16 protein-coding genes and 1 pseudogene are annotated in these 18,026 nt (G+C 55.4%); 14 read left to right on the top strand and 3 right to left on the bottom strand.

Going from position 1 to position 18,026, the window contains the following annotated elements:
* The first annotated feature begins 107 nt into the window (after window positions 1-107).
* Entirely contained in the window at window positions 108-1,361 is a 1,254-nt protein-coding gene (glyA, locus tag OGV79_RS20310; RefSeq protein WP_049009096.1) for a serine hydroxymethyltransferase, read from the top strand.
* Between the two features lie 80 nt (window positions 1,362-1,441).
* Window positions 1,442-1,528: pseudogene (locus tag OGV79_RS21745) on the top strand (hypothetical protein); the annotation flags it as partial.
* 17 nt (window positions 1,529-1,545) lie between these two features.
* Here the strand turns inward: OGV79_RS21745 and OGV79_RS20305 are convergent.
* Entirely contained in the window at window positions 1,546-2,739 is a 1,194-nt protein-coding gene (locus OGV79_RS20305) for an ROK family transcriptional regulator (RefSeq protein WP_047461977.1), read from the bottom strand.
* A 114-nt stretch (window positions 2,740-2,853) separates the two neighbouring features.
* Between OGV79_RS20305 and OGV79_RS20300 the strand changes: the two genes are divergently transcribed.
* From OGV79_RS20300 to OGV79_RS20285, 4 genes are all read left to right on the top strand, one after another.
* The gene (locus OGV79_RS20300; RefSeq protein ID WP_286468838.1) at window positions 2,854-6,120 is read left to right on the top strand and encodes a DUF5107 domain-containing protein; all 3,267 of its coding nucleotides are present in this window, start codon (window positions 2,854-2,856) and stop codon (window positions 6,118-6,120) included.
* Window positions 6,121-6,191: 71 nt separating this feature from the next.
* A complete protein-coding gene (locus OGV79_RS20295; protein WP_114848596.1) occupies window positions 6,192-7,631 on the top strand; it encodes a sugar porter family MFS transporter in 1,440 nt (479 codons plus the stop codon).
* A complete protein-coding gene (locus OGV79_RS20290; RefSeq protein ID WP_286468836.1) occupies window positions 7,631-8,473 on the top strand; it encodes an aldose 1-epimerase in 843 nt (280 codons plus the stop codon). The genes OGV79_RS20295 and OGV79_RS20290 overlap by 1 nt, the downstream gene beginning before the upstream one ends.
* 88 nt (window positions 8,474-8,561) lie before the next feature.
* Window positions 8,562-9,701 carry a 3-phenylpropionate MFS transporter gene (locus OGV79_RS20285; protein ID WP_047461985.1) on the top strand — a complete coding sequence of 380 codons (1,140 nt, stop codon included), beginning with the start codon at window positions 8,562-8,564 and terminating at the stop codon, window positions 9,699-9,701.
* Here OGV79_RS20285 and csiE read toward each other — a convergent pair.
* Window positions 9,696-10,973 (bottom strand): stationary phase inducible protein CsiE, encoded by a 1,278-nt coding sequence (csiE, locus tag OGV79_RS20280; protein ID WP_058667907.1) that lies wholly within the window; start codon window positions 10,971-10,973, stop codon window positions 9,696-9,698. The genes OGV79_RS20285 and csiE overlap by 6 nt on opposite strands.
* A 124-nt stretch (window positions 10,974-11,097) precedes the next feature.
* On the opposite strand from csiE, the gene OGV79_RS20275 reads away from it, so the two are divergent.
* Together OGV79_RS20275 and OGV79_RS20270 are read left to right on the top strand one after the other, a co-directional pair.
* Window positions 11,098-11,736, top strand: a complete 639-nt coding sequence (locus tag OGV79_RS20275; RefSeq protein WP_286468835.1) for a DUF1007 family protein — start codon at window positions 11,098-11,100, stop codon at window positions 11,734-11,736.
* A complete protein-coding gene (locus OGV79_RS20270; protein WP_115181284.1) occupies window positions 11,727-12,707 on the top strand; it encodes a nickel/cobalt transporter in 981 nt (326 codons plus the stop codon). The genes OGV79_RS20275 and OGV79_RS20270 overlap by 10 nt, the downstream gene beginning before the upstream one ends.
* 104 nt (window positions 12,708-12,811) lie before the next feature.
* On the opposite strand, the gene suhB is transcribed toward OGV79_RS20270, so the two are convergent.
* Window positions 12,812-13,615, bottom strand: coding sequence for an inositol-1-monophosphatase (suhB, locus tag OGV79_RS20265; RefSeq protein WP_024130116.1), 804 nt, complete (start codon window positions 13,613-13,615; stop codon window positions 12,812-12,814).
* 118 nt (window positions 13,616-13,733) lie between these two features.
* Between suhB and trmJ the strand changes: the two genes are divergently transcribed.
* The 6 genes from trmJ to hscB all read left to right on the top strand — a co-directional run bounded on the left by trmJ (window position 13,734) and on the right by hscB (window position 18,013).
* Complete coding sequence (trmJ, locus tag OGV79_RS20260; RefSeq protein ID WP_071258072.1) at window positions 13,734-14,465, top strand: tRNA (cytosine(32)/uridine(32)-2'-O)-methyltransferase TrmJ; 732 nt, start codon at window positions 13,734-13,736, stop codon at window positions 14,463-14,465.
* A 231-nt stretch (window positions 14,466-14,696) separates the two neighbouring features.
* Window positions 14,697-15,188 carry a Fe-S cluster assembly transcriptional regulator IscR gene (gene iscR / locus OGV79_RS20255; RefSeq protein WP_012131246.1) on the top strand — a complete coding sequence of 164 codons (492 nt, stop codon included), beginning with the start codon at window positions 14,697-14,699 and terminating at the stop codon, window positions 15,186-15,188.
* A 244-nt stretch (window positions 15,189-15,432) separates the two neighbouring features.
* Entirely contained in the window at window positions 15,433-16,647 is a 1,215-nt protein-coding gene (gene iscS / locus OGV79_RS20250; RefSeq protein WP_024130117.1) for a cysteine desulfurase, read from the top strand.
* A gap of 27 nt (window positions 16,648-16,674) precedes the next feature.
* On the top strand, window positions 16,675-17,061 hold the full coding sequence (gene iscU / locus OGV79_RS20245; protein ID WP_002913991.1) for a Fe-S cluster assembly scaffold IscU: 387 nt from the start codon (window positions 16,675-16,677) through the stop codon (window positions 17,059-17,061).
* Between the two features lie 17 nt (window positions 17,062-17,078).
* Entirely contained in the window at window positions 17,079-17,402 is a 324-nt protein-coding gene (gene iscA / locus OGV79_RS20240; RefSeq protein WP_004104506.1) for an iron-sulfur cluster assembly protein IscA, read from the top strand.
* A gap of 95 nt (window positions 17,403-17,497) precedes the next feature.
* On the top strand, window positions 17,498-18,013 hold the full coding sequence (hscB, locus tag OGV79_RS20235; protein WP_200075576.1) for a co-chaperone HscB: 516 nt from the start codon (window positions 17,498-17,500) through the stop codon (window positions 18,011-18,013).
* Window positions 18,014-18,026: the final 13 nt, after the last annotated feature.

Genomic DNA, 18,026 nt, shown 5'->3' with positions numbered 1-18,026 from the left:
GTCAAGACCTGTTATCGCAGAATGATTCGGTTATACTGTTGGCCGTTGTCCCACGGGATTGCCTTTTTAGGCCAAAAATTTATCGTTAGCTGAGTCAGGAGATGCGGATGTTAAAGCGTGAAATGAACATTGCCGATTATGATGCCGAACTGTGGCAGGCTATGGAGCAGGAAAAAGTACGTCAGGAAGAGCACATCGAACTGATCGCCTCCGAAAACTACACCAGCCCGCGCGTGATGCAGGCGCAGGGGTCTCAGCTGACCAACAAATATGCTGAAGGATATCCGGGCAAGCGCTACTACGGCGGTTGCGAATATGTGGATGTCGTTGAGCAACTGGCGATTGACCGCGCGAAAGAACTGTTTGGCGCAGACTACGCCAACGTCCAGCCGCACTCTGGTTCTCAGGCTAACTTCGCGGTCTACACTGCGCTGCTGCAACCGGGCGACACCGTTCTGGGTATGAACCTGGCGCAAGGTGGCCACCTGACTCACGGTTCTCCGGTAAACTTCTCCGGTAAACTGTACAACATCGTGCCTTACGGCATCGATGAGTCCGGTAAAATTGACTACGAAGAGATGGCGAAGCTGGCTCAGACTCACAAACCGAAGATGATCATCGGCGGCTTCTCTGCTTATTCCGGCGTCGTTGACTGGGCAAAAATGCGTGAAATTGCCGACAGCATTGGCGCGTACCTGTTTGTTGATATGGCGCACGTCGCGGGTCTTATCGCCGCAGGCGTTTACCCGAACCCGGTTCCGCATGCTCACGTTGTGACCACCACCACGCACAAAACCCTGGCGGGTCCGCGCGGCGGCCTGATCCTGGCGAAAGGCGGTGACGAAGAGTTGTACAAAAAACTGAACTCTGCCGTTTTCCCTAGTGCTCAGGGTGGCCCGCTGATGCACGTGATCGCCGGTAAAGCGGTGGCGCTGAAAGAAGCGATGGAACCGGAGTTCAAAGTCTACCAGCAGCAGGTTGCCAAAAACGCCAAAGCGATGGTGGAAGTGTTCCTGAACCGTGGCTACAAAGTGGTTTCCGGCGGTACGGAGAACCACCTGTTCCTGCTGGATCTGGTGGACAAAAACCTGACCGGTAAAGAAGCTGACGCCGCGCTGGGTCGTGCCAACATCACCGTTAACAAAAACAGCGTGCCAAACGATCCGAAGAGTCCGTTCGTCACTTCCGGTATCCGTATCGGTTCTCCGGCCATTACGCGTCGCGGCTTTAAAGAAGCTGAAGCTAAAGAGCTGGCTGGCTGGATGTGCGATGTGCTGGACAACATCAACGATGAAGCGGTTATCGAGCGCATCAAAGGCAAAGTGCTGGACATCTGCGCACGTTTCCCGGTTTACGCGTAAGCGATACGCCTGGCATCGTGAAAAAGGCTTCCTGCGGGAAGCCTTTTTTATTTCCGGGTCATGCCGTGCGGGCGAATCCAGGCGTGACTTTGATACCCGGTTATATGAATAATTTTAATACCACGCCGGTGGTTTTTCGTTCGACAAGCGGATCTCCTTTCATCGCTGGGTGTCGGACTCATACTCAGAGCGCGTTTAGCTGTGATTCGACGTACAGATAGCCGATCCCCATCAACTGTTGCGAACGACTGAGTGTGCCAAAGCCGATCCGGGTGGACCTTGCCTGCGGGTTATCGCCATGATCAAAGGGATTAAACCCCGTTTGCTGCACCAGCGTATTCAGCCAGCTTTCGCCAAAGGCGCAACTGCGGCCATAAATCCAGATTTGGTTAATATTCAGGATATTCAGAAAGTTATATAAACTCAGGCCAATCGCGCTGGCGGCGTGTTCCACCCAGGCCTGGATGCGGACATCGCCCTGTTGCCAGGCGGTAATCAGTTGATCGATGGTGATAGTTTCTGGATCGCAATCCGCCGTGGGCTGCGTTTTCATCCACCGTCGAGCCTGCTTTTTAAGCGCGCTGAGCGAGGCCACAGTTTCCAGACAGCCGTAGCGGCCGCAATCACAGGCCACCCCGTCCGGGTTGACGATGGTATGTCCGATCTGACCGCTGCCATACAAACTGCCGCGCCAGATGTTGTCGTTGATGACAAAGGAGGAACCAATCCCGTAATCGACGTTAATGACGCAGAAATCGCGGTTTGCCGCCGGGTTTTGCCACTTCTCCGCCAGCGCCAGCATCACGCAGTCATTGTCTAACCGCACCTGTACGCCGAGCATCTCCTCCAGCAAATATTTAATCTCAACCGGGGTTTTCCACGGTGCCTGCGGCATGGTTTTTGACGCCCCGGTAATGGGATCGACCTGACCGTGAACGCCTAATGCCAGATTGATGGTCACGTCGGGATAGCGCTGACGATATTCCCGCCAGTGCGCAGCAAGCGCGGTCAGCAAGGCTTTTGGCGAACCGGCATTGATCTCCGCATGGCGCCAGTCGCCTACGGCGACCAGACGCGCATCTGCCAGCTGGCTGGTGATGCTGGTGGGCGTCACGTTCATACACAGCGTCCAGTCTCCCTGTTCGGGCAGATGATAGCTGCCGCTACTCAGCCCTCGTTGGCTTAACGTCTCCCGGGAATGGCAAATTCTTCCCTCATCGATCAACTCCTCCAGAATATTGCTGACCGCCGGAATCGACAGGCCGCTGAGCTGCGCCAGCCGGGATTTACTGAGCTGTTTTTCACGCCACAGGTGCGACAGAAAGATCTGCTTGTTGGCTTGCCTGACCCGGGCGTTATTGAACCCTGTACGCTGCATACACTTAACTCCCTTAACTATATTGCGTGAGCATTGCGTATTTTAACGCCAGTTATCTGCCCCAGAATAGCAGCAAGGTGAAATTTTACTTTTGTTTGTTTAGTGGAGAATGACATGTACGGTTCAGTTAAGGTCTGGCAGGAAACACTCTCACTCCCTACGTGGACAACCGGCGAAGAAGATCCGAACCCGATGTTCCTGGAAAAGCGGGTTTATCAGGGGTCTTCAGGCGCGGTTTATCCTTATGGCGTCATCGATACGCTGACCGGTGAACGTGAAATGCGCGAGTATCAGGCAGTCTGGATGGAGAATGATTTTATTCGCATCATGCTGTTGCCGGAGCTGGGCGGACGTATTCATCGCGCGTATGACAAAGTGCAGCAGCGTGATTTTGTTTACTACAACGAAGTGGTGAAACCCGCGCTGGTCGGGCTGCTGGGGCCGTGGATCTCCGGTGGGATTGAATTTAACTGGCCGCAGCATCACCGTCCTACCACATTTATGCCGGTGGATTTTACCTGTCAGCAGGGCGAACGCGGAGAACAAACCGTGTGGATGGGGGAAGTGGAACCCATGCGCGGCTTGCAGGTGATGACCGGATTTACGCTGTACCCCGATCGGGCATTAATTGAAATCACCGGAAAAGTCTTTAACGGCAACGCTACGCCGCGCCATTTTTTGTGGTGGGCAAACCCGGCGGTGAAAGGCGGAGACGACCACCAGAGCGTCTTCCCGCCGGACGTCACTGCCGTATATGACCACGGTAAACGGGATGTCTCCGCCTTTCCGATCGCGACGGGCACTTATTACAAAGTGGACTACTCCGCCGGCGTGGATATCTCGCGTTATAAAAATGTGCCGGTGCCGACCTCTTATATGGCTGAAAAGTCAGATTATGATTTTGTCGGCGCCTGGCATCATGGCGAACGAGGGGGACTGCTGCATGTGGCCGACCACCATATTTCGCCGGGTAAAAAACAGTGGACGTGGGGATACGGTGATTTTGGCGTGGCCTGGGATCGCAACCTGACCGATGACAACGGCCCGTACATTGAACTCATGACCGGGGTCTTCACCGACAACCAGCCTGATTTTACCTGGCTTGCGCCGTATGAAGAGAAAGTCTTCGTGCAGAATTTCCTGCCCTACAGTGAACTGGGCATGGTGCAAAATGCCAGTACGCAGCTTGCGCTGCGCCTTGAGCGAGAAGGGAACCAGCTTTCATCCGGCGTTTATGCCGTTGCGCCGCTACATGACGTTCAGGTAACGCTTTGTGCCCAGGGGCAACCGTTCTTTGAAAAAACACTCACGCTGGAACCCGGTCAAAGCTGGCGCGCCGATCTTTCTGACGCGGGCCACGCGCGGGTGAAAATGACCGTTGCCCGTCGTGATGGCGTCACGCTGCTGGCGTATGAGGAGCATATCGCGGAGGACTTGCCGTTGCCGAAAGCGGCCTGCGCGCCCGAACTGCCAGAGGCGCTGTCCAGTACTGATGAGCTCTATTTTATTGGTCAGCATCTGGAGCAGTACAACCATGCCAGCCGCTATGCAGAAGAGTATTACCAGCGAGCGCTGGACGTGGACCCGCATGACTATCGCAACAATGTTGCGCTGGGTACGCTGGCGCTGAATCGTGCGGACTGGGCGCAGGCAGAGCGCTGTGCGCAGTCTGCTTTACAGCGGGCGCATAAGCTCAATAAAAACCCGCGTGATGGGGAAGCGAGTATGCTGCTGGCCGCCGCGCTGGAACGCCAGGGCAAGGACGACTTCGCCCGTGAGCACTATTACAAAGCCAGCTGGAGCGGCAACTGTCGTGACGCGGCCTTCTGGTCGCTGGCGCGAATCGCCATGAAGCGGAATGATTACGCCGATGCGCTGGAGAAAGTGAATCTGAGTTTGCGCTTTAATGGCAGCAATAATCTGGCGATGGGGCTGAAAGCACTGGTTCTGGCCGGACTCGGGCGCACAGCCGAAGCGCTGGCGTATATTTCACAGCAGCTTATTGAGTACCCGCTGAGTTACACCCTGCATTATGCGCGTTGGGCTATCCGTCAGGATGAGGCGGCGAAAGAGGCGCTTATCGCCATTACCGGGCGCCGTGGCACCAACGCCTGCGAGCTGGCGGGTTGGCTGGTCTCTTGTGGGCAAAAAGAGGCCGCCCGCGCGGTGCTGACGCTGCTCGACAGCCAGGAGACGCTGCCCATGCTGTGGCGCGCATCGCTGAGTGATGATCCGCAACCGTTTATTGCGCAGGCTCGCGACTGTTTGCACAACCGCGTTCGTTTTCCCAACACGCTCGACGAAGTGCAAATGCTGCAAACGCTGTCGGATTGCGCCTTCGCTCGCTATCTGCTGGGTTGTTTCTGGTACAGCAAACGTTGTTATGAAGAGGCGGTGAATTGCTGGCAGTTTACGCTGGAGCAGGAACCGAATTTCGCGCCGGTGCATCGGCTGCTGGGGATTTACGCCTGGAACAAACAGCACGATGCGCAGAAAGCGCTGAAATACCTGTCTCAGGCAGTCGTGCTGGAGCCGAAGAATGCCCGCTTCCTGTTTGAGCTGGATTATCTGAACAAACTGATGGCAGCGCCAGCCGGGGCGCGTTTACAACAGCTGGAGGCCAGCAAAGAGATTGTTTTCCATCGCGACGATCTGACCGTGGAATTGCTTAGCGTATGGAATAGCCTCGGTCGCTACGAAGCGGCCGCCGGGGTGTTGCGCGAACGTGTTTTTCACCCCTGGGAAGGCGGGGAGGGCAAAGCCACCGGGCAATATTTACTGAATCAGATCCATCAGGCGCTGGAAGCTATTCGCCGTGGCGAGCCGCAAAACGCCACCGTTTTGCTTCAGCAGGCGTTGCACTATCCGCACAATCTCGGCGAGGGGCGTTTACCGGGACAAACGGATAATGACATCTGGTATTTGCTGGGCTATTGCGCGCGCCAGCAAGGTCATCATGATGAGGCGCAGCGCTATTTCACCCGCGCGACTCGCGGAGGCAGCTCGCTGGACGCGGGACGTTACTACAATGACCAGCCGGTGGATTATCTCTTCTGGCAGGGGATGGCGCTGAAAGCGTCAGGTGACTGCACTGAAGCGAACCTTCTTTTCCAGAGTTTCCTGCAATGGGTGGAGACGCAGCGTGACAAGGTTCCCGACGTCGATTTCTTCGCCGTATCGTTACCGGATCTGGTCGTGCTGGATACACCCGCGCAGGAGAAACACCAGCAGCACTGCCTGTTCATTACCGCGCTGGGCCATCTGGGGCTGGGCGATATCCCGGCGTGCCAGCAGGCGCTAAACGCGCTCCTGCAACGCAATCCGACGCATGACAAGGCGCAGCTGCTGCGCCATGCGCTCAACGTACCGTTATTTCAATAGACCCTGAACAGGTGGAGGCGACTCCACCTGAAACCTGCTGTTCCCTGCGTTTCCCTGAAAGAGGAATCATAATGAATAACACGCAGACACATTTAAGAATCGGTTATGTCTGGACTATCTGTCTGGTTGCCGCCTGCGGCGGCTTGCTGTTTGGCTATGACTGGGTGGTGATTGGCGGCGCCAAACCGTTCTACGAAGCCTATTTTTCAATTACCGATCCCGCGCAGTCCGGCTGGGCGATGAGTTCAGCGCTGGTCGGCTGTATCTTTGGTGCACTGATGTCCGGCTGGTGCGCTGATAAATTTGGGCGAAAAATGCCGCTGATTCTGGCCGCGATCCTGTTCAGCGCATCGTCCTGGGGAACCGCTGTCGCCAGCAATTTCGATATGTTTGTGATTTACCGTATCGTTGGCGGCGTAGGAATCGGCCTGGCGTCCGCCCTTAGCCCGCTGTACATCGCGGAAGTCAGCCCGGCGGAAAAGCGTGGCCGTTTTGTGGCGGTCAACCAACTCACGATCGTGATCGGCGTGCTGGCGGCCCAGCTCATTAACCTGATGATTGCTGAACCGGTGGCGACCGACGCGACCCGGCAGGCGATTGTTGAAAGCTGGAATGGGCAGATGGGCTGGCGCTGGATGTTCGGCGCGGAACTGGTGCCTGCGCTGGCGTTTCTGGTTCTGATGTTCTTTGTGCCGGAATCACCGCGCTGGCTGGTCAAAGCGGGCAAACCTGAACGCGCCCGCGCCATGCTGCAACGGATTGGCTCAGCGGAGTATGCCGGGCAGACGTTGCGGGAAATAGAACATACTCTGCTGAAAGACAACCACAAAGTGGCCTGGTCAACGCTGTTGCAGCCGCAGATTAAACCGATTGTCATCATCGGCATGGTGCTGGCCGTCTTCCAGCAATGGTGCGGGATCAATGTGATCTTCAACTATGCGCAGGAGATCTTCGCTTCCGCAGGGTTTGATATCAACGGAACGTTAAAATCCATTGTCGCCACAGGGATTATTAACCTCGTCTTCACCCTCGCAGCGCTGCCGCTGGTCGATAAAATTGGTCGCCGAAAACTGATGCTGTTTGGCGCTTCAGGACTCACGGTGATTTATGTACTGATTGCTGCCGCTTACGGGATGGGGATTATGGGCTGGCCGGTTCTGGTGCTGGTGCTGGCGGCTATTGCGATTTACGCCCTGACGCTGGCGCCTGTCACCTGGGTTCTGTTGTCGGAAATCTTCCCGAACCGCGTCCGTGGTCTGGCGATGTCGCTGGGGACGCTGGCGCTCTGGATTGCCTGCTTCCTGCTGACCTACACGTTCCCGCTGCTTAATGCGGGGCTGGGAGCGGCGGGCAGTTTCCTGCTTTACGGCGTTATCTGCGCGATGGGGTATTTCTACGTGCTGCGCAATGTGCCTGAAACGAAAGGCGTGACGCTGGAAGCGCTGGAAGAGCAACTGGCGGCGCGGCATGTGAAATCCAGCCCGTCAGCTCAACAGCGAAGCGCACGGTAATGGACGATACGCTGACATTACAAAACACGTATCTGCGGATGCGTGTTGATCCACAGGGCGGCAGATTGTTGAGTTTGTTTTCATTAGCGCATCAGCAGGCCGTTTTACGTGAAGGATGCGGCGTAAAACCCGGCGAATGCGGCCTGTTCCCCATGCTGCCGGTCGCCAATCGCGTTGCCGAAAACCGTTTTTTGTTCCGGGGAGAGGAGGTGAATCTTCCCCGGCATGAGGAGGATGCCGTTTTCTTTCTGCACGGTGACGGCTGGCTCAGGCGCTGGGATACGATTGCCGTTCATGAGGATGCCTGTCATCTGCGTTCAGGTCGTCAAATGGCGTGCGGTTATGATTATGTCGCGGATCTTCACTATCAGCTGGACGCCTCTGTGCTTCATGCCTCGCTGACGATAACGCACCGGGGGGAACGACCGATGCTTTATGGTTGCGGATTCCACCCGTACTTTGCTTTTGATCGTCACAGTACCGTGCAGTTTGCCGCCAGCGGTTACTGGCCGGAAGGTAAGCAGCATCTGCCGCAGGAATGGCAAAGCGATATTCCCCGGCAGGCGGATTTTTCCGGCGCGCAATATGGCGAGGATGCGTGGCTTAACGTAGGGTATTCCGGCTGGAGTGGGCGGGCGATCGTGCAGCGTGATGTGATGAAGGTCACGCTTTTATCGCAAACGCCCTGGCTTATGCTATTCAGAATGCAAGGGGAGTCATTCTTGTGTCTGGAACCGCAGTCGCACCCGGTAAATGCCCACAACATGCCGGGGCAACCGGGACTCCAGGCTTTAGCTCAGGGAGACCAGTGCCATTTCGCGATGCAAATCGCTGTTGTTTAGGCTAAAAAAGATGTTATTCGCCTGTTAATGCTCTCTTGCGCCAGCCTGCATTTATCGCCAGACTATCGCCTCCATACGGGAGGGAATCATGGTTTTGCACTCCACGCGCTGGCTGGCGCTCGGTTATTTTACCTACTTCTTTAGCTACGGTATTTTTCTGCCATTCTGGAGCGTCTGGCTTAAAGGCCTGGGACTGACGCCGGAAACCATCGGTCTCCTGCTGGGGGCGGGGCTGGTGGCGCGTTTCCTCGGTAGCCTGTTGATTGCGCCACGGGTGAGCGATCCTTCCCGCTTGATTTCTGCGTTACGCCTTCTGGCGCTGCTGACGCTGGTGTTTGCCCTCGCATTCTGGGCAGGGACGCACGTTGCGTGGCTGATGGTGGTGATGATCGGTTTTAACCTCTTCTTCTCGCCGCTGGTGCCGCTCACCGATGCGCTGGCCAATACCTGGCAAAAACAGTTAACGATGGACTATGGCCGGGTGCGTTTGTGGGGGTCCATTGCGTTTGTGATCGGCTCGGCGTTGACCGGGAAACTGGTGAGCCTCTTTGATTATCAGGCGATTCTGGGGCTATTGACGCTTGGGGTGGCCTCGATGCTGTTAGGTATGCTGCTGCGACCGAGCGTATTACCGCAGGGGGAAAGCCGTCATCAGGAGAGCGCGGGCTGGCCTGCCTGGCGTACGCTCGTCGTTCAGAGCTGGCGCTTTCTCGCCTGCGTGTGCCTGCTGCAAGGCGCGCATGCCGCTTATTACGGCTTCAGCGCGATTTACTGGCAGGGGGCGGGCTATTCCGCCTCGGCAGTGGGGTATTTGTGGTCGCTGGGCGTGGTGGCGGAAGTGGTTATTTTTGCGCTGAGCAACAAACTGTTCCGCCGTTTTAGCGCTCGCGATCTGCTATTGCTCTCCGCCGTATGCGGCGTCATCCGCTGGGGATTAATGGGCTGGAGCACCGCGCTGCCGTGGCTGATAGCGATCCAGATTCTGCATTGCGGCACCTTTACCGTTTGCCATCTGGCCGCGATGCGTTACATCGCCGCTCGCCAGGGAAGCGAAGTGATTCGTCTACAGGCGGTCTATTCTGCCGTGGCGATGGGCGGCAGCATCGCCATCATGACCGTATTCGCCGGATTCCTGTATCAGCATTTAGGGAACGGCGTATTCTGGGTGATGGCATTGGTGGCGTTGCCTGCTATTTTCTTACGGCCTAACGTCGCCGCGTCATCATGATTCCAGTATTTTGCGGATCTGCTGCTGTTGGTGTGCGGTAAGCGACAGGTCCGCATGAATCAACGGCGGCGAAAAGAGCGGCAGCGGTGTGGCATATGGGGTGACAATCAGCGCCACGCCGCGCGGCGAACCGTCTTTCTGGAAGGTCTGCGTTGGCACATGCTTAATATTGAGCGGCAGGAGCGTCAGTTCTCGTAATTGCTGCTCAATGTGTGCCTCCAGTTCGCCGTTATTGCCTGTCAGTAGCACGATCTGCTTTTCGTGCAGGTCGTTCTCCTGCATCAGCCATGCGCCAAAAATCACCGCGACCAGTCCTGTCTCTTCATCAGAGAAACGCACACCGTATTCGCTTTCAAACCCGGCGAGGGCGTCACGCGTGGTGCGCACCAGCCGAGGGTAGAGGCGACTGAACTCTTCCGGCAGCGTGTTATCAATACCAATGGCGAATAAACTTCTGCTCAGCGCCTGGGCAAGGTGCACATAGAGTTGGTCGTTAAGTCCCTGTTCGTCGCTGAAGCGTACCTGCCCCATTTCCCGAAAGCGCAACACCAGCCGGGCGACAGCCAGGCGCAGGCGGCGATCCTGCTGATGGTTGTCGTGGATAGGGTCGGGGATGCGAATCATGGAAAACAGTAAAGCCATAAACAGCGTTTCGTCGGGCGGCGCGTTTTGCATGACGCGGCGCTGCCAGTGACGGCCAATCTCCAGCGCGAGCGGATATTCGGCGCAGGACTGCGCCCACTGTTTCTGTAGCGGATTAAACGCCGGTGCGATGCCCGCATGATGCTGTAGCAGGCAATATTGTAAAAACAGCCGCAGAAACTGCACATCCCGGCATTCAAACGGTTTTTGCAGCCGCCGCGAGCAAAGGTTGATCAGCGCATGCAGATTGGTATCGTCATACAACGTACGCGCGATCCCTCTCCGTTTAAGCTCGGTTTTTAATGCCGGCGTAAACTGTTGCGTAATGAAAGTCGGGCATATGCGTAAGCCGCGTCTGAGCCAGTGTAAAAGGCATAAACGTTGGTTGAGCGCAGCCCCCTCGATTCGGTAGCGTCCGTTCTGACCCGTTGTGATGGCGAGTCGATGATAGCGCTGGATCTCCAGGCCTGTTTCGGTGATATCCTCACGGGCAATTTCATCATCGACGCCATTGAGCGCGCTGAATGTTTCCGTGGTGGCGATTTGCCCCGGCTGGAAAAGCGTCAGTAAAACCTGGCAGCGGCGCTGGGGAGCAGAAAGTACAGACGGCGAAGTAAGCGTTGGCATCATCTGTCTGGTCTCCCGTTAGTTTGTTTGATAAGGATAGCTAAAGTTTGTGCGTGGAAATGGTTATAAGAGGGCTTTACGCCAGGAATGCTGGCGAGCATCACAGAATTTTTAACGTGAGGAACAGATGCAATTAGTTAAACGCAGCGCTTTAACACTCTTTCTCGCTGTTTTATCTTTCACAGCGCAGGCGCACCCTCATAGCTTTATTCGATTACAGACGCAGCTGGTGAGTGAAAACGATCGGTTTGTGGCGCTAAAAATGCGCTGGACGATGGATGAAATCACCTCCGCCGACCTGCTTTACGACGCGGGAGACGCGAAGCCCGGTTCGGAGATCTGGAAAAAGCTGGCGGCGGAAGTGATGGCGAACGTGCTCGGCCAGCACTACTTCACCGAAGTGTGGCACAACGGACAAAAGGTCAAGTTTAAAAATCGCCCGACGGAATACGGAATGGAACGGGAAGCGCACCAGGCGGTGTTGACGTTTGTCCTGCCGTTGGCTGAACCGCAGCCGCTGAGCGGCCAGACTTATACTTTCTCGACCTTCGATCCCACATACTATGTAGATATGAGCTACGCCAACGATCGGGACGCCTCGTTGCCGCAGGCGTTAAGCACACAATGCAGCATGAGCGTGCATACGCCGATGCCGAGTGAAGAGACGCTCAGTTTTGCGCAGTCGCTGGATAAAGAAGACGCACCGCCGGAGGATATGGATTTGGGTAAACAGTTCGCGCAGAAGGTAACGGTGCAATGTCAGTAATCTCCCAACAACGCCCGCGCTCCCGACGCTGGCTGCCGCTGTGGCCGCTGGCGGTATTTCTGTTGCTGGCCATCGCGGGCGGGCTGTGGTTATGGCAGGCCTGGCCACAGGTGATGGTGAAAAGCATTGTCTGGCAGCGGGAAGTGAATCAGCAGATGAGCGCTTTATTAAAAGCGGTGGCGGCGAATCCGGCGCAGGCGGGCGGTTCGCTGCTGTTGTTTAGCTTTCTGTATGGCGTACTCCATGCGCTGGGGCCGGGTCATGGAAAAGTGGTGATTACCACATGGCTGGCGACGCATCCATCAAAGCTGAAATCAAGCATCGGCCTGACGCTGGCCTCATCGTTGTTGCAGGGGCTGGTGGCCATTGCGCTGGTGGTTGTGGTGCTGACGGTATTGCAGCTTCCGGCGAGGCAGTTACATCTGAGTAGCTTCTGGCTGGAGAAGGGCAGTTATGCGTTAGTCGGCGTGCTGGGAATATTGCTTTGCTGGCGGGCGCTAAAGACGCTTCGCGCGCTGCTGCGCAAGCCGAAATTTATCTCATTTACGCCGCATCATGTTCACCACGAACATTGCGGCTGTGGGCATCAGCATCTGCCGAACCCAGAGCAACTCAGGAATGGCGATGACTGGCGCGCGCGGCTGATGATTATTCTGTCGATGGGGATGCGCCCCTGTTCCGGCGCGATTATGGTGCTGCTGTTCAGTAAAGTTATTGGCGTCTTTAGTTGGGGAATGGCGTCGGCGCTGGCGATGGCGGCGGGAACCTCGCTGACCATTACCTCTCTGGCGTTGCTGGTTCACAGTTTCCGCGCACTGGCGGTAAAATTAAGCGGCAATAAAACGCCGGTATTGTGGCGGCAAGTGGGATGGACAACGCTGGCGTTAGCCGGTGGCGTGATTTTGGTTGTGGCGGCGGTGGTGATGTGGATGAGTGCGGTGCCGGTGGGCAGGGGATTAAGACCGTTTTAGCACAGTTGTAGGATGAATGCCTGATGGCGCTTCGCTTATCAGGCCTACGGGAAACTCCCCTGGTAGGCCGGATAAGGCGCTAGCCGTCATCCGGCATCAAACGATTAACGCTTCAGCGCATCGCTCAATTCGTCGCGCATGCTTGCCAGCATCGCTTTAACCACGCGCGGGTTACCGGCCACGATGTTACCGGTCGTCATGTAGTTATGGCCGCCGGTAAAGTCGCTGACGATACCGCCCGCTTCACGCACCAGCAGTTCGCCACCGGCGAAATCCCACGGACGCAGACCGATCTCAAAGAAACCGTCAACGCGACCCGCAGCCACATACGCCAGATCCAGCGCAGCAGAACCGGTGCGACGGAAGTCAGCGCATTCGGTGAACAGTTTGCTAACGATATTAATGTAGGTGGTCGCATACTGTTTGGCTTTGAACGGGAAACCGGTCGCCAGGATGGTGCCATCCAGGTCGCGCGCGGTGCTGCCGCGCAGACGGTAACCGTTCAACTGTGCGCCCTGACCGCGAGTGGCGGTGAACAGTTCGTTACGCATAGGATCGTAAACTACCGCGACTTCAGTACGGCCTTTGATGCGTACGGCGATAGATACCGCGAAGTGCGGCAGACGTTTGATAAAGTTGGTGGTGCCATCCAGTGGATCGATAACCCATTGAACATCCTGATCGGTACCTTCATGTTCACCGCTTTCTTCGGTAATGATGGTGTGCTGTGGGTAAGATTTGCGGATCGTTTCGATAATAATCGCTTCGGCGGCTTTATCGACGTTGGTCACAAAATCATTGCTGCCTTTCTGGCTGGTTTCTACTGAGTCAGGCGTTTCGTAGTGTTTGGCAATTACATTACCCGCCTTGCGCGCTGCGCGCACGGCGATGGTCAGCATCGGATGCATCGGTCTCTCTCACTGGATGTTAAAGAACGGGAAAACGGCGCAGAGTATAGCAGCGAGTTCGGAATATGTCTCCGTTTTATGATAATATGCCCGAATAATCTTTAGCCGAAGAAAGACAATGCTGCAAAATATTCGAATTGTGCTGGTGGAAACCTCTCACACCGGCAATATGGGTTCTGTTGCCCGCGCCATGAAAACAATGGGTTTAACAAACCTGTGGCTGGTCAATCCGTTGGTCAAGCCGGACTCCCAGGCTATCGCGCTGGCGGCTGGTGCCAGCGATGTGATCGGCAATGCACAGATCGTCGATACGCTCGATGACGCGCTGGCAGGGTGTAGCCTGGTGGTCGGCACCAGCGCGCGTTCCCGCACGCTGCCGTGGCCGATGCTGGACCCGCGCGAATGCGGTCTGAAAAGCGTGGCGGAAGCCGCGAATACGCCGGTTGCGCTGGTCTTTGGCCGCGAGCGCGTTGGTCTGACCAACGACGAACTGCAAAAATGCCATTACCATGTGGCGATTGCCGCAAACCCGGAATACAGCTCGCTCAACCTGGCGATGGCGGTACAGGTGATCGCCTACGAAGTGCGTATGGCCTGGCTGGCAACGCAGGAAAACGACGAGGCGGCGGAACATGAAGAGACGCCATATCCGCTGGTGGACGACCTGGAACGTTTTTACGGCCATCTGGAGCAGACGCTGCTTTCAACTGGCTTCATCCGTGAAGGCCATCCGGGGCAGGTCATGAACAAACTGCGTCGTCTGTTTACGCGTGCGCGCCCGGAAAGCCAGGAACTGAACATCCTGCGCGGCATTCTTGCTTCTATTGAGCAGCAGAATAAAGGCAAGTAAGCGTGTTGATGCCGGATGGCTGCACGATTTGCAGGCCGAATATTGTAGGCCGGATAAGCGAAGCGCCATCCGGCAAACAGAAACGGCACTGAAGGTTAAATACCTGACTAAATTAGTCAAGTAAATAGTTGACTGATTTAGTCGGGAATGTCAGACTTGACCCTGCTATGCAATACCCCCATTTTACAATAAAAAACCCCGGGCAGGGGCGAGTTTGAGGTTAAGTAAGACATGAGACTGACATCTAAAGGGCGTTATGCCGTGACCGCAATGTTGGACGTTGCGCTCAACTCCGAAGCGGGCCCGGTACCGTTGGCTGATATTTCTGAACGTCAGGGAATTTCCCTTTCTTATCTGGAACAGCTGTTTTCACGTTTGCGTAAAAATGGTCTGGTTTCCAGCGTACGTGGCCCAGGCGGTGGTTATCTGTTGGGTAAAGACGCAGGTAGCATCGCGGTTGGCGAAGTGATTAGCGCTGTTGACGAGTCGGTAGATGCGACCCGTTGTCAGGGCAAAGGCGGCTGTCAGGGCGGCGATAAATGCCTGACGCATGCGCTGTGGCGTGATTTGAGTGACCGTCTGACCGGTTTCCTCAACAACATTACCTTAGGCGAACTGGTGAATAACCAGGAAGTTCTGGATGTGTCTGATCGTCAGCACACCCATGACGCGCCACGTAGCACCCGTACGCAAGACGCAATCGACGTTAAACTGCGCGCGTAATTTACCCGCCCTGTTTCGGGGCGCTGCTGCGTTGGCCGCGCTTGTTCACCTCAGTCACTTACTTATGTAAGCGCCTGGGCTTCACAAGCTTGTCGCCTTGCTGCACCGCAAAACAGTTAGGGTAAAAAATTATAATAGATTTCAGAATCAGGCCGGGGCGTTTACTCGCCCCGTGTACTCGGTCGTACATCCAGCCGGTTGCCTGATTCCTTGCATTGAAGCGATGTACGGAGTTTATAGAGCAATGAAATTACCGATCTATCTCGATTACTCCGCAACCACGCCGGTGGACCCGCGTGTTGCCGAGAAAATGATGCAGTTTTTGACCCTGGACGGAACCTTTGGTAACCCGGCCTCTCGTTCACACCGTTTCGGCTGGCAAGCTGAAGAAGCGGTAGATATCGCCCGCAACCAGATCGCAGAACTGGTTGGCGCCGATCCGCGTGAAATCGTCTTTACCTCCGGTGCGACTGAATCCGACAACCTGGCGATTAAAGGTGCGGCCAACTTTTATCAGAAAAAAGGCAAGCACATCATCACCAGCAAAACCGAGCATAAAGCCGTGCTGGATACCTGCCGTCAGCTTGAGCGCGAAGGGTTTGAGGTTACTTACCTGGCGCCGCAGAGTAACGGAATTATCGATCTGAAAGAACTCGAAGCGGCGATGCGCGATGACACCATTCTTGTGTCCATCATGCACGTTAACAACGAAATCGGCGTGGTGCAGGATATCGCGACCATCGGCGAAATGTGCCGTGCGCGTGGCATTATCTACCACGTTGACGCCACCCAGAGCGTGGGCAAACTGCCTATCGACCTGAGCCAGCTGAAAGTAGACCTGATGTCCTTCTCCGGCCACAAAATCTATGGCCCGAAAGGGATTGGCGCGCTGTATGTGCGTCGTAAACCGCGTATTCGTATCGAAGCGCAGATGCACGGCGGCGGTCACGAGCGCGGTATGCGTTCCGGTACGCTGCCTGTACACCAGATCGTCGGTATGGGCGAAGCTTACCGTATCGCGAAAGAAGAGATGGAAACCGAGATGGCGCGTCTGCGCACGCTGCGTAACCGTCTGTGGAACGGCATCAACGATATCGAAGAAGTTTACCTGAACGGTGACCTGGAACAGGGCGCGCCGAACATTCTCAACGTCAGCTTTAACTACGTTGAAGGCGAATCCCTGATTATGGCGCTGAAAGATCTGGCGGTGTCTTCAGGTTCCGCCTGTACGTCCGCAAGTCTGGAACCGTCCTATGTGCTGCGCGCACTGGGCATGAATGACGAGCTGGCGCATAGCTCTATCCGTTTCTCTTTAGGTCGTTTCACTACTGAAGAAGAGATCGACTACACCATTGAGCTGGTGCGCAAATCCATCGGTCGTCTGCGTGACCTTTCCCCGCTGTGGGAAATGTTCAAACAGGGCGTGGATTTGAACAGCATCGAATGGGCTCATCATTAATCGGTATCGGAATCAGGAGAATTTATAATGGCTTACAGCGAAAAAGTAATCGATCATTACGAGAATCCACGCAACGTGGGTTCCTTTGACAACAGCGACGAAAACGTAGGCAGCGGCATGGTGGGTGCACCGGCTTGCGGCGACGTGATGAAGTTGCAGATTAAAGTCAACAATGAAGGTATCATTGAAGACGCGCGTTTCAAGACTTACGGCTGCGGTTCCGCTATCGCGTCCAGCTCCCTGGTCACCGAATGGGTGAAAGGGAAGTCCCTGGACGAAGCGCAAGCGATTAAAAATACCGATATCGCAGACGAGCTTGAACTGCCTCCGGTGAAAATTCACTGCTCCATTCTGGCAGAAGACGCAATTAAAGCCGCTATTGCGGATTACAAAAGCAAACGTGAAGCAAAATAAGAAGAGTTGAGGTTGTTATGTCGATTACACTTAGCGACAGTGCTGCAGCGCGAGTAAATACCTTTCTGGCAAACCGTGGTAAAGGGTTTGGCCTGCGCCTGGGGGTGAGAACTTCCGGCTGTTCAGGTATGGCTTATGTACTGGAATTTGTTGATGAACCGGCGGCAGAAGACACCGTGTTTGAAGACAAAGGCGTAAAAGTCGTGATCGACGGTAAGAGCCTGCAATTTCTGGACGGTACGCAGTTAGACTTCGTAAAAGAAGGTCTGAACGAAGGGTTTAAATTCACCAACCCGAACGTAAAAGACGAGTGTGGTTGCGGCGAAAGCTTCAACGTGTAACGTGCTTACCGATAACCCCACCGTGGTCACCTGCGCGTGGGGTTTGTTTTACCTGACTCCCTGAAACATCAGAGAGTCGATGCCCTGAGAATGTTATGGACTACTTCACCCTCTTTGGCTTGCCAGCCCACTATCAACTCGATATCCAGGCGCTGAGCCTCCGTTTTCAGGATCTTCAACGTCAGTATCATCCTGATAAATTCGCCAGCGGTACGCAGGCTGAGCAACTCGCCGCCGTACAACACTCCGCGACCATTAATCAGGCCTGGCAAACGCTGCGTCACCCTTTGATGCGCGCCGAATATTTACTGTCACTACACGGCTTTGATCTGGCCAGCGAGCAGCATACGGTGCGCGATACCGCGTTTTTGATGGAACAGCTGGAACTGCGTGAAGAGCTTGATGAAATAGAACAGGCAAAGGACGAAGCGCGACTGGAAAGTTTCATCAAGCGCGTGAAAACAATGTTTGATGCCCGCCATCAGCTGATGGTGGAACAGTTGGACAACGAGACGTGGGACGTGGCGGCGGACACCGTGCGTAAACTGCGTTTTCTCGATAAACTGCGAAGCAGCGCCGAACAACTCGAAGAAAAGCTGCTCGATTTTTAATTCCCGGAAGCGA

The sequence above is a fragment of the Citrobacter sp. CK185 genome, from assembly GCF_030333565.1.
In the GTDB taxonomy this organism is placed as follows: domain Bacteria; phylum Pseudomonadota; class Gammaproteobacteria; order Enterobacterales; family Enterobacteriaceae; genus Citrobacter_B; species Citrobacter_B koseri.
The sequence above is the reverse complement of the archived record's forward strand: the minus strand, read 5'-3'. Positions and strand labels throughout refer to the sequence as shown.

Bases quoted from the DNA above. Each gene is read 5' to 3' on its own strand.
- iscA (WP_004104506.1), top strand. From the start codon at position 17,079: ATGTCGATTACACTTAGCGACAGTGCTGCAGCGCGAGTAAATACCTTT.
- iscU (WP_002913991.1), top strand. From the start codon at position 16,675: ATGGCTTACAGCGAAAAAGTAATCGATCATTACGAGAATCCACGCAAC.
- trmJ (WP_071258072.1), top strand. From the start codon at position 13,734: ATGCTGCAAAATATTCGAATTGTGCTGGTGGAAACCTCTCACACCGGC.
- OGV79_RS20300 (WP_286468838.1), top strand. From the start codon at position 2,854: ATGTACGGTTCAGTTAAGGTCTGGCAGGAAACACTCTCACTCCCTACG.
- OGV79_RS20290 (WP_286468836.1), top strand. From the start codon at position 7,631: ATGGACGATACGCTGACATTACAAAACACGTATCTGCGGATGCGTGTT.
- csiE (WP_058667907.1), bottom strand. From the start codon at position 10,973: ATGATGCCAACGCTTACTTCGCCGTCTGTACTTTCTGCTCCCCAGCGC.
- OGV79_RS20275 (WP_286468835.1), top strand. From the start codon at position 11,098: ATGCAATTAGTTAAACGCAGCGCTTTAACACTCTTTCTCGCTGTTTTA.
- OGV79_RS20305 (WP_047461977.1), bottom strand. From the start codon at position 2,739: ATGCAGCGTACAGGGTTCAATAACGCCCGGGTCAGGCAAGCCAACAAG.
- iscS (WP_024130117.1), top strand. From the start codon at position 15,433: ATGAAATTACCGATCTATCTCGATTACTCCGCAACCACGCCGGTGGAC.
- hscB (WP_200075576.1), top strand. From the start codon at position 17,498: ATGGACTACTTCACCCTCTTTGGCTTGCCAGCCCACTATCAACTCGAT.
- OGV79_RS20285 (WP_047461985.1), top strand. From the start codon at position 8,562: ATGGTTTTGCACTCCACGCGCTGGCTGGCGCTCGGTTATTTTACCTAC.
- iscR (WP_012131246.1), top strand. From the start codon at position 14,697: ATGAGACTGACATCTAAAGGGCGTTATGCCGTGACCGCAATGTTGGAC.
- suhB (WP_024130116.1), bottom strand. From the start codon at position 13,615: ATGCATCCGATGCTGACCATCGCCGTGCGCGCAGCGCGCAAGGCGGGT.
- OGV79_RS20270 (WP_115181284.1), top strand. From the start codon at position 11,727: ATGTCAGTAATCTCCCAACAACGCCCGCGCTCCCGACGCTGGCTGCCG.
- OGV79_RS20295 (WP_114848596.1), top strand. From the start codon at position 6,192: ATGAATAACACGCAGACACATTTAAGAATCGGTTATGTCTGGACTATC.
- glyA (WP_049009096.1), top strand. From the start codon at position 108: ATGTTAAAGCGTGAAATGAACATTGCCGATTATGATGCCGAACTGTGG.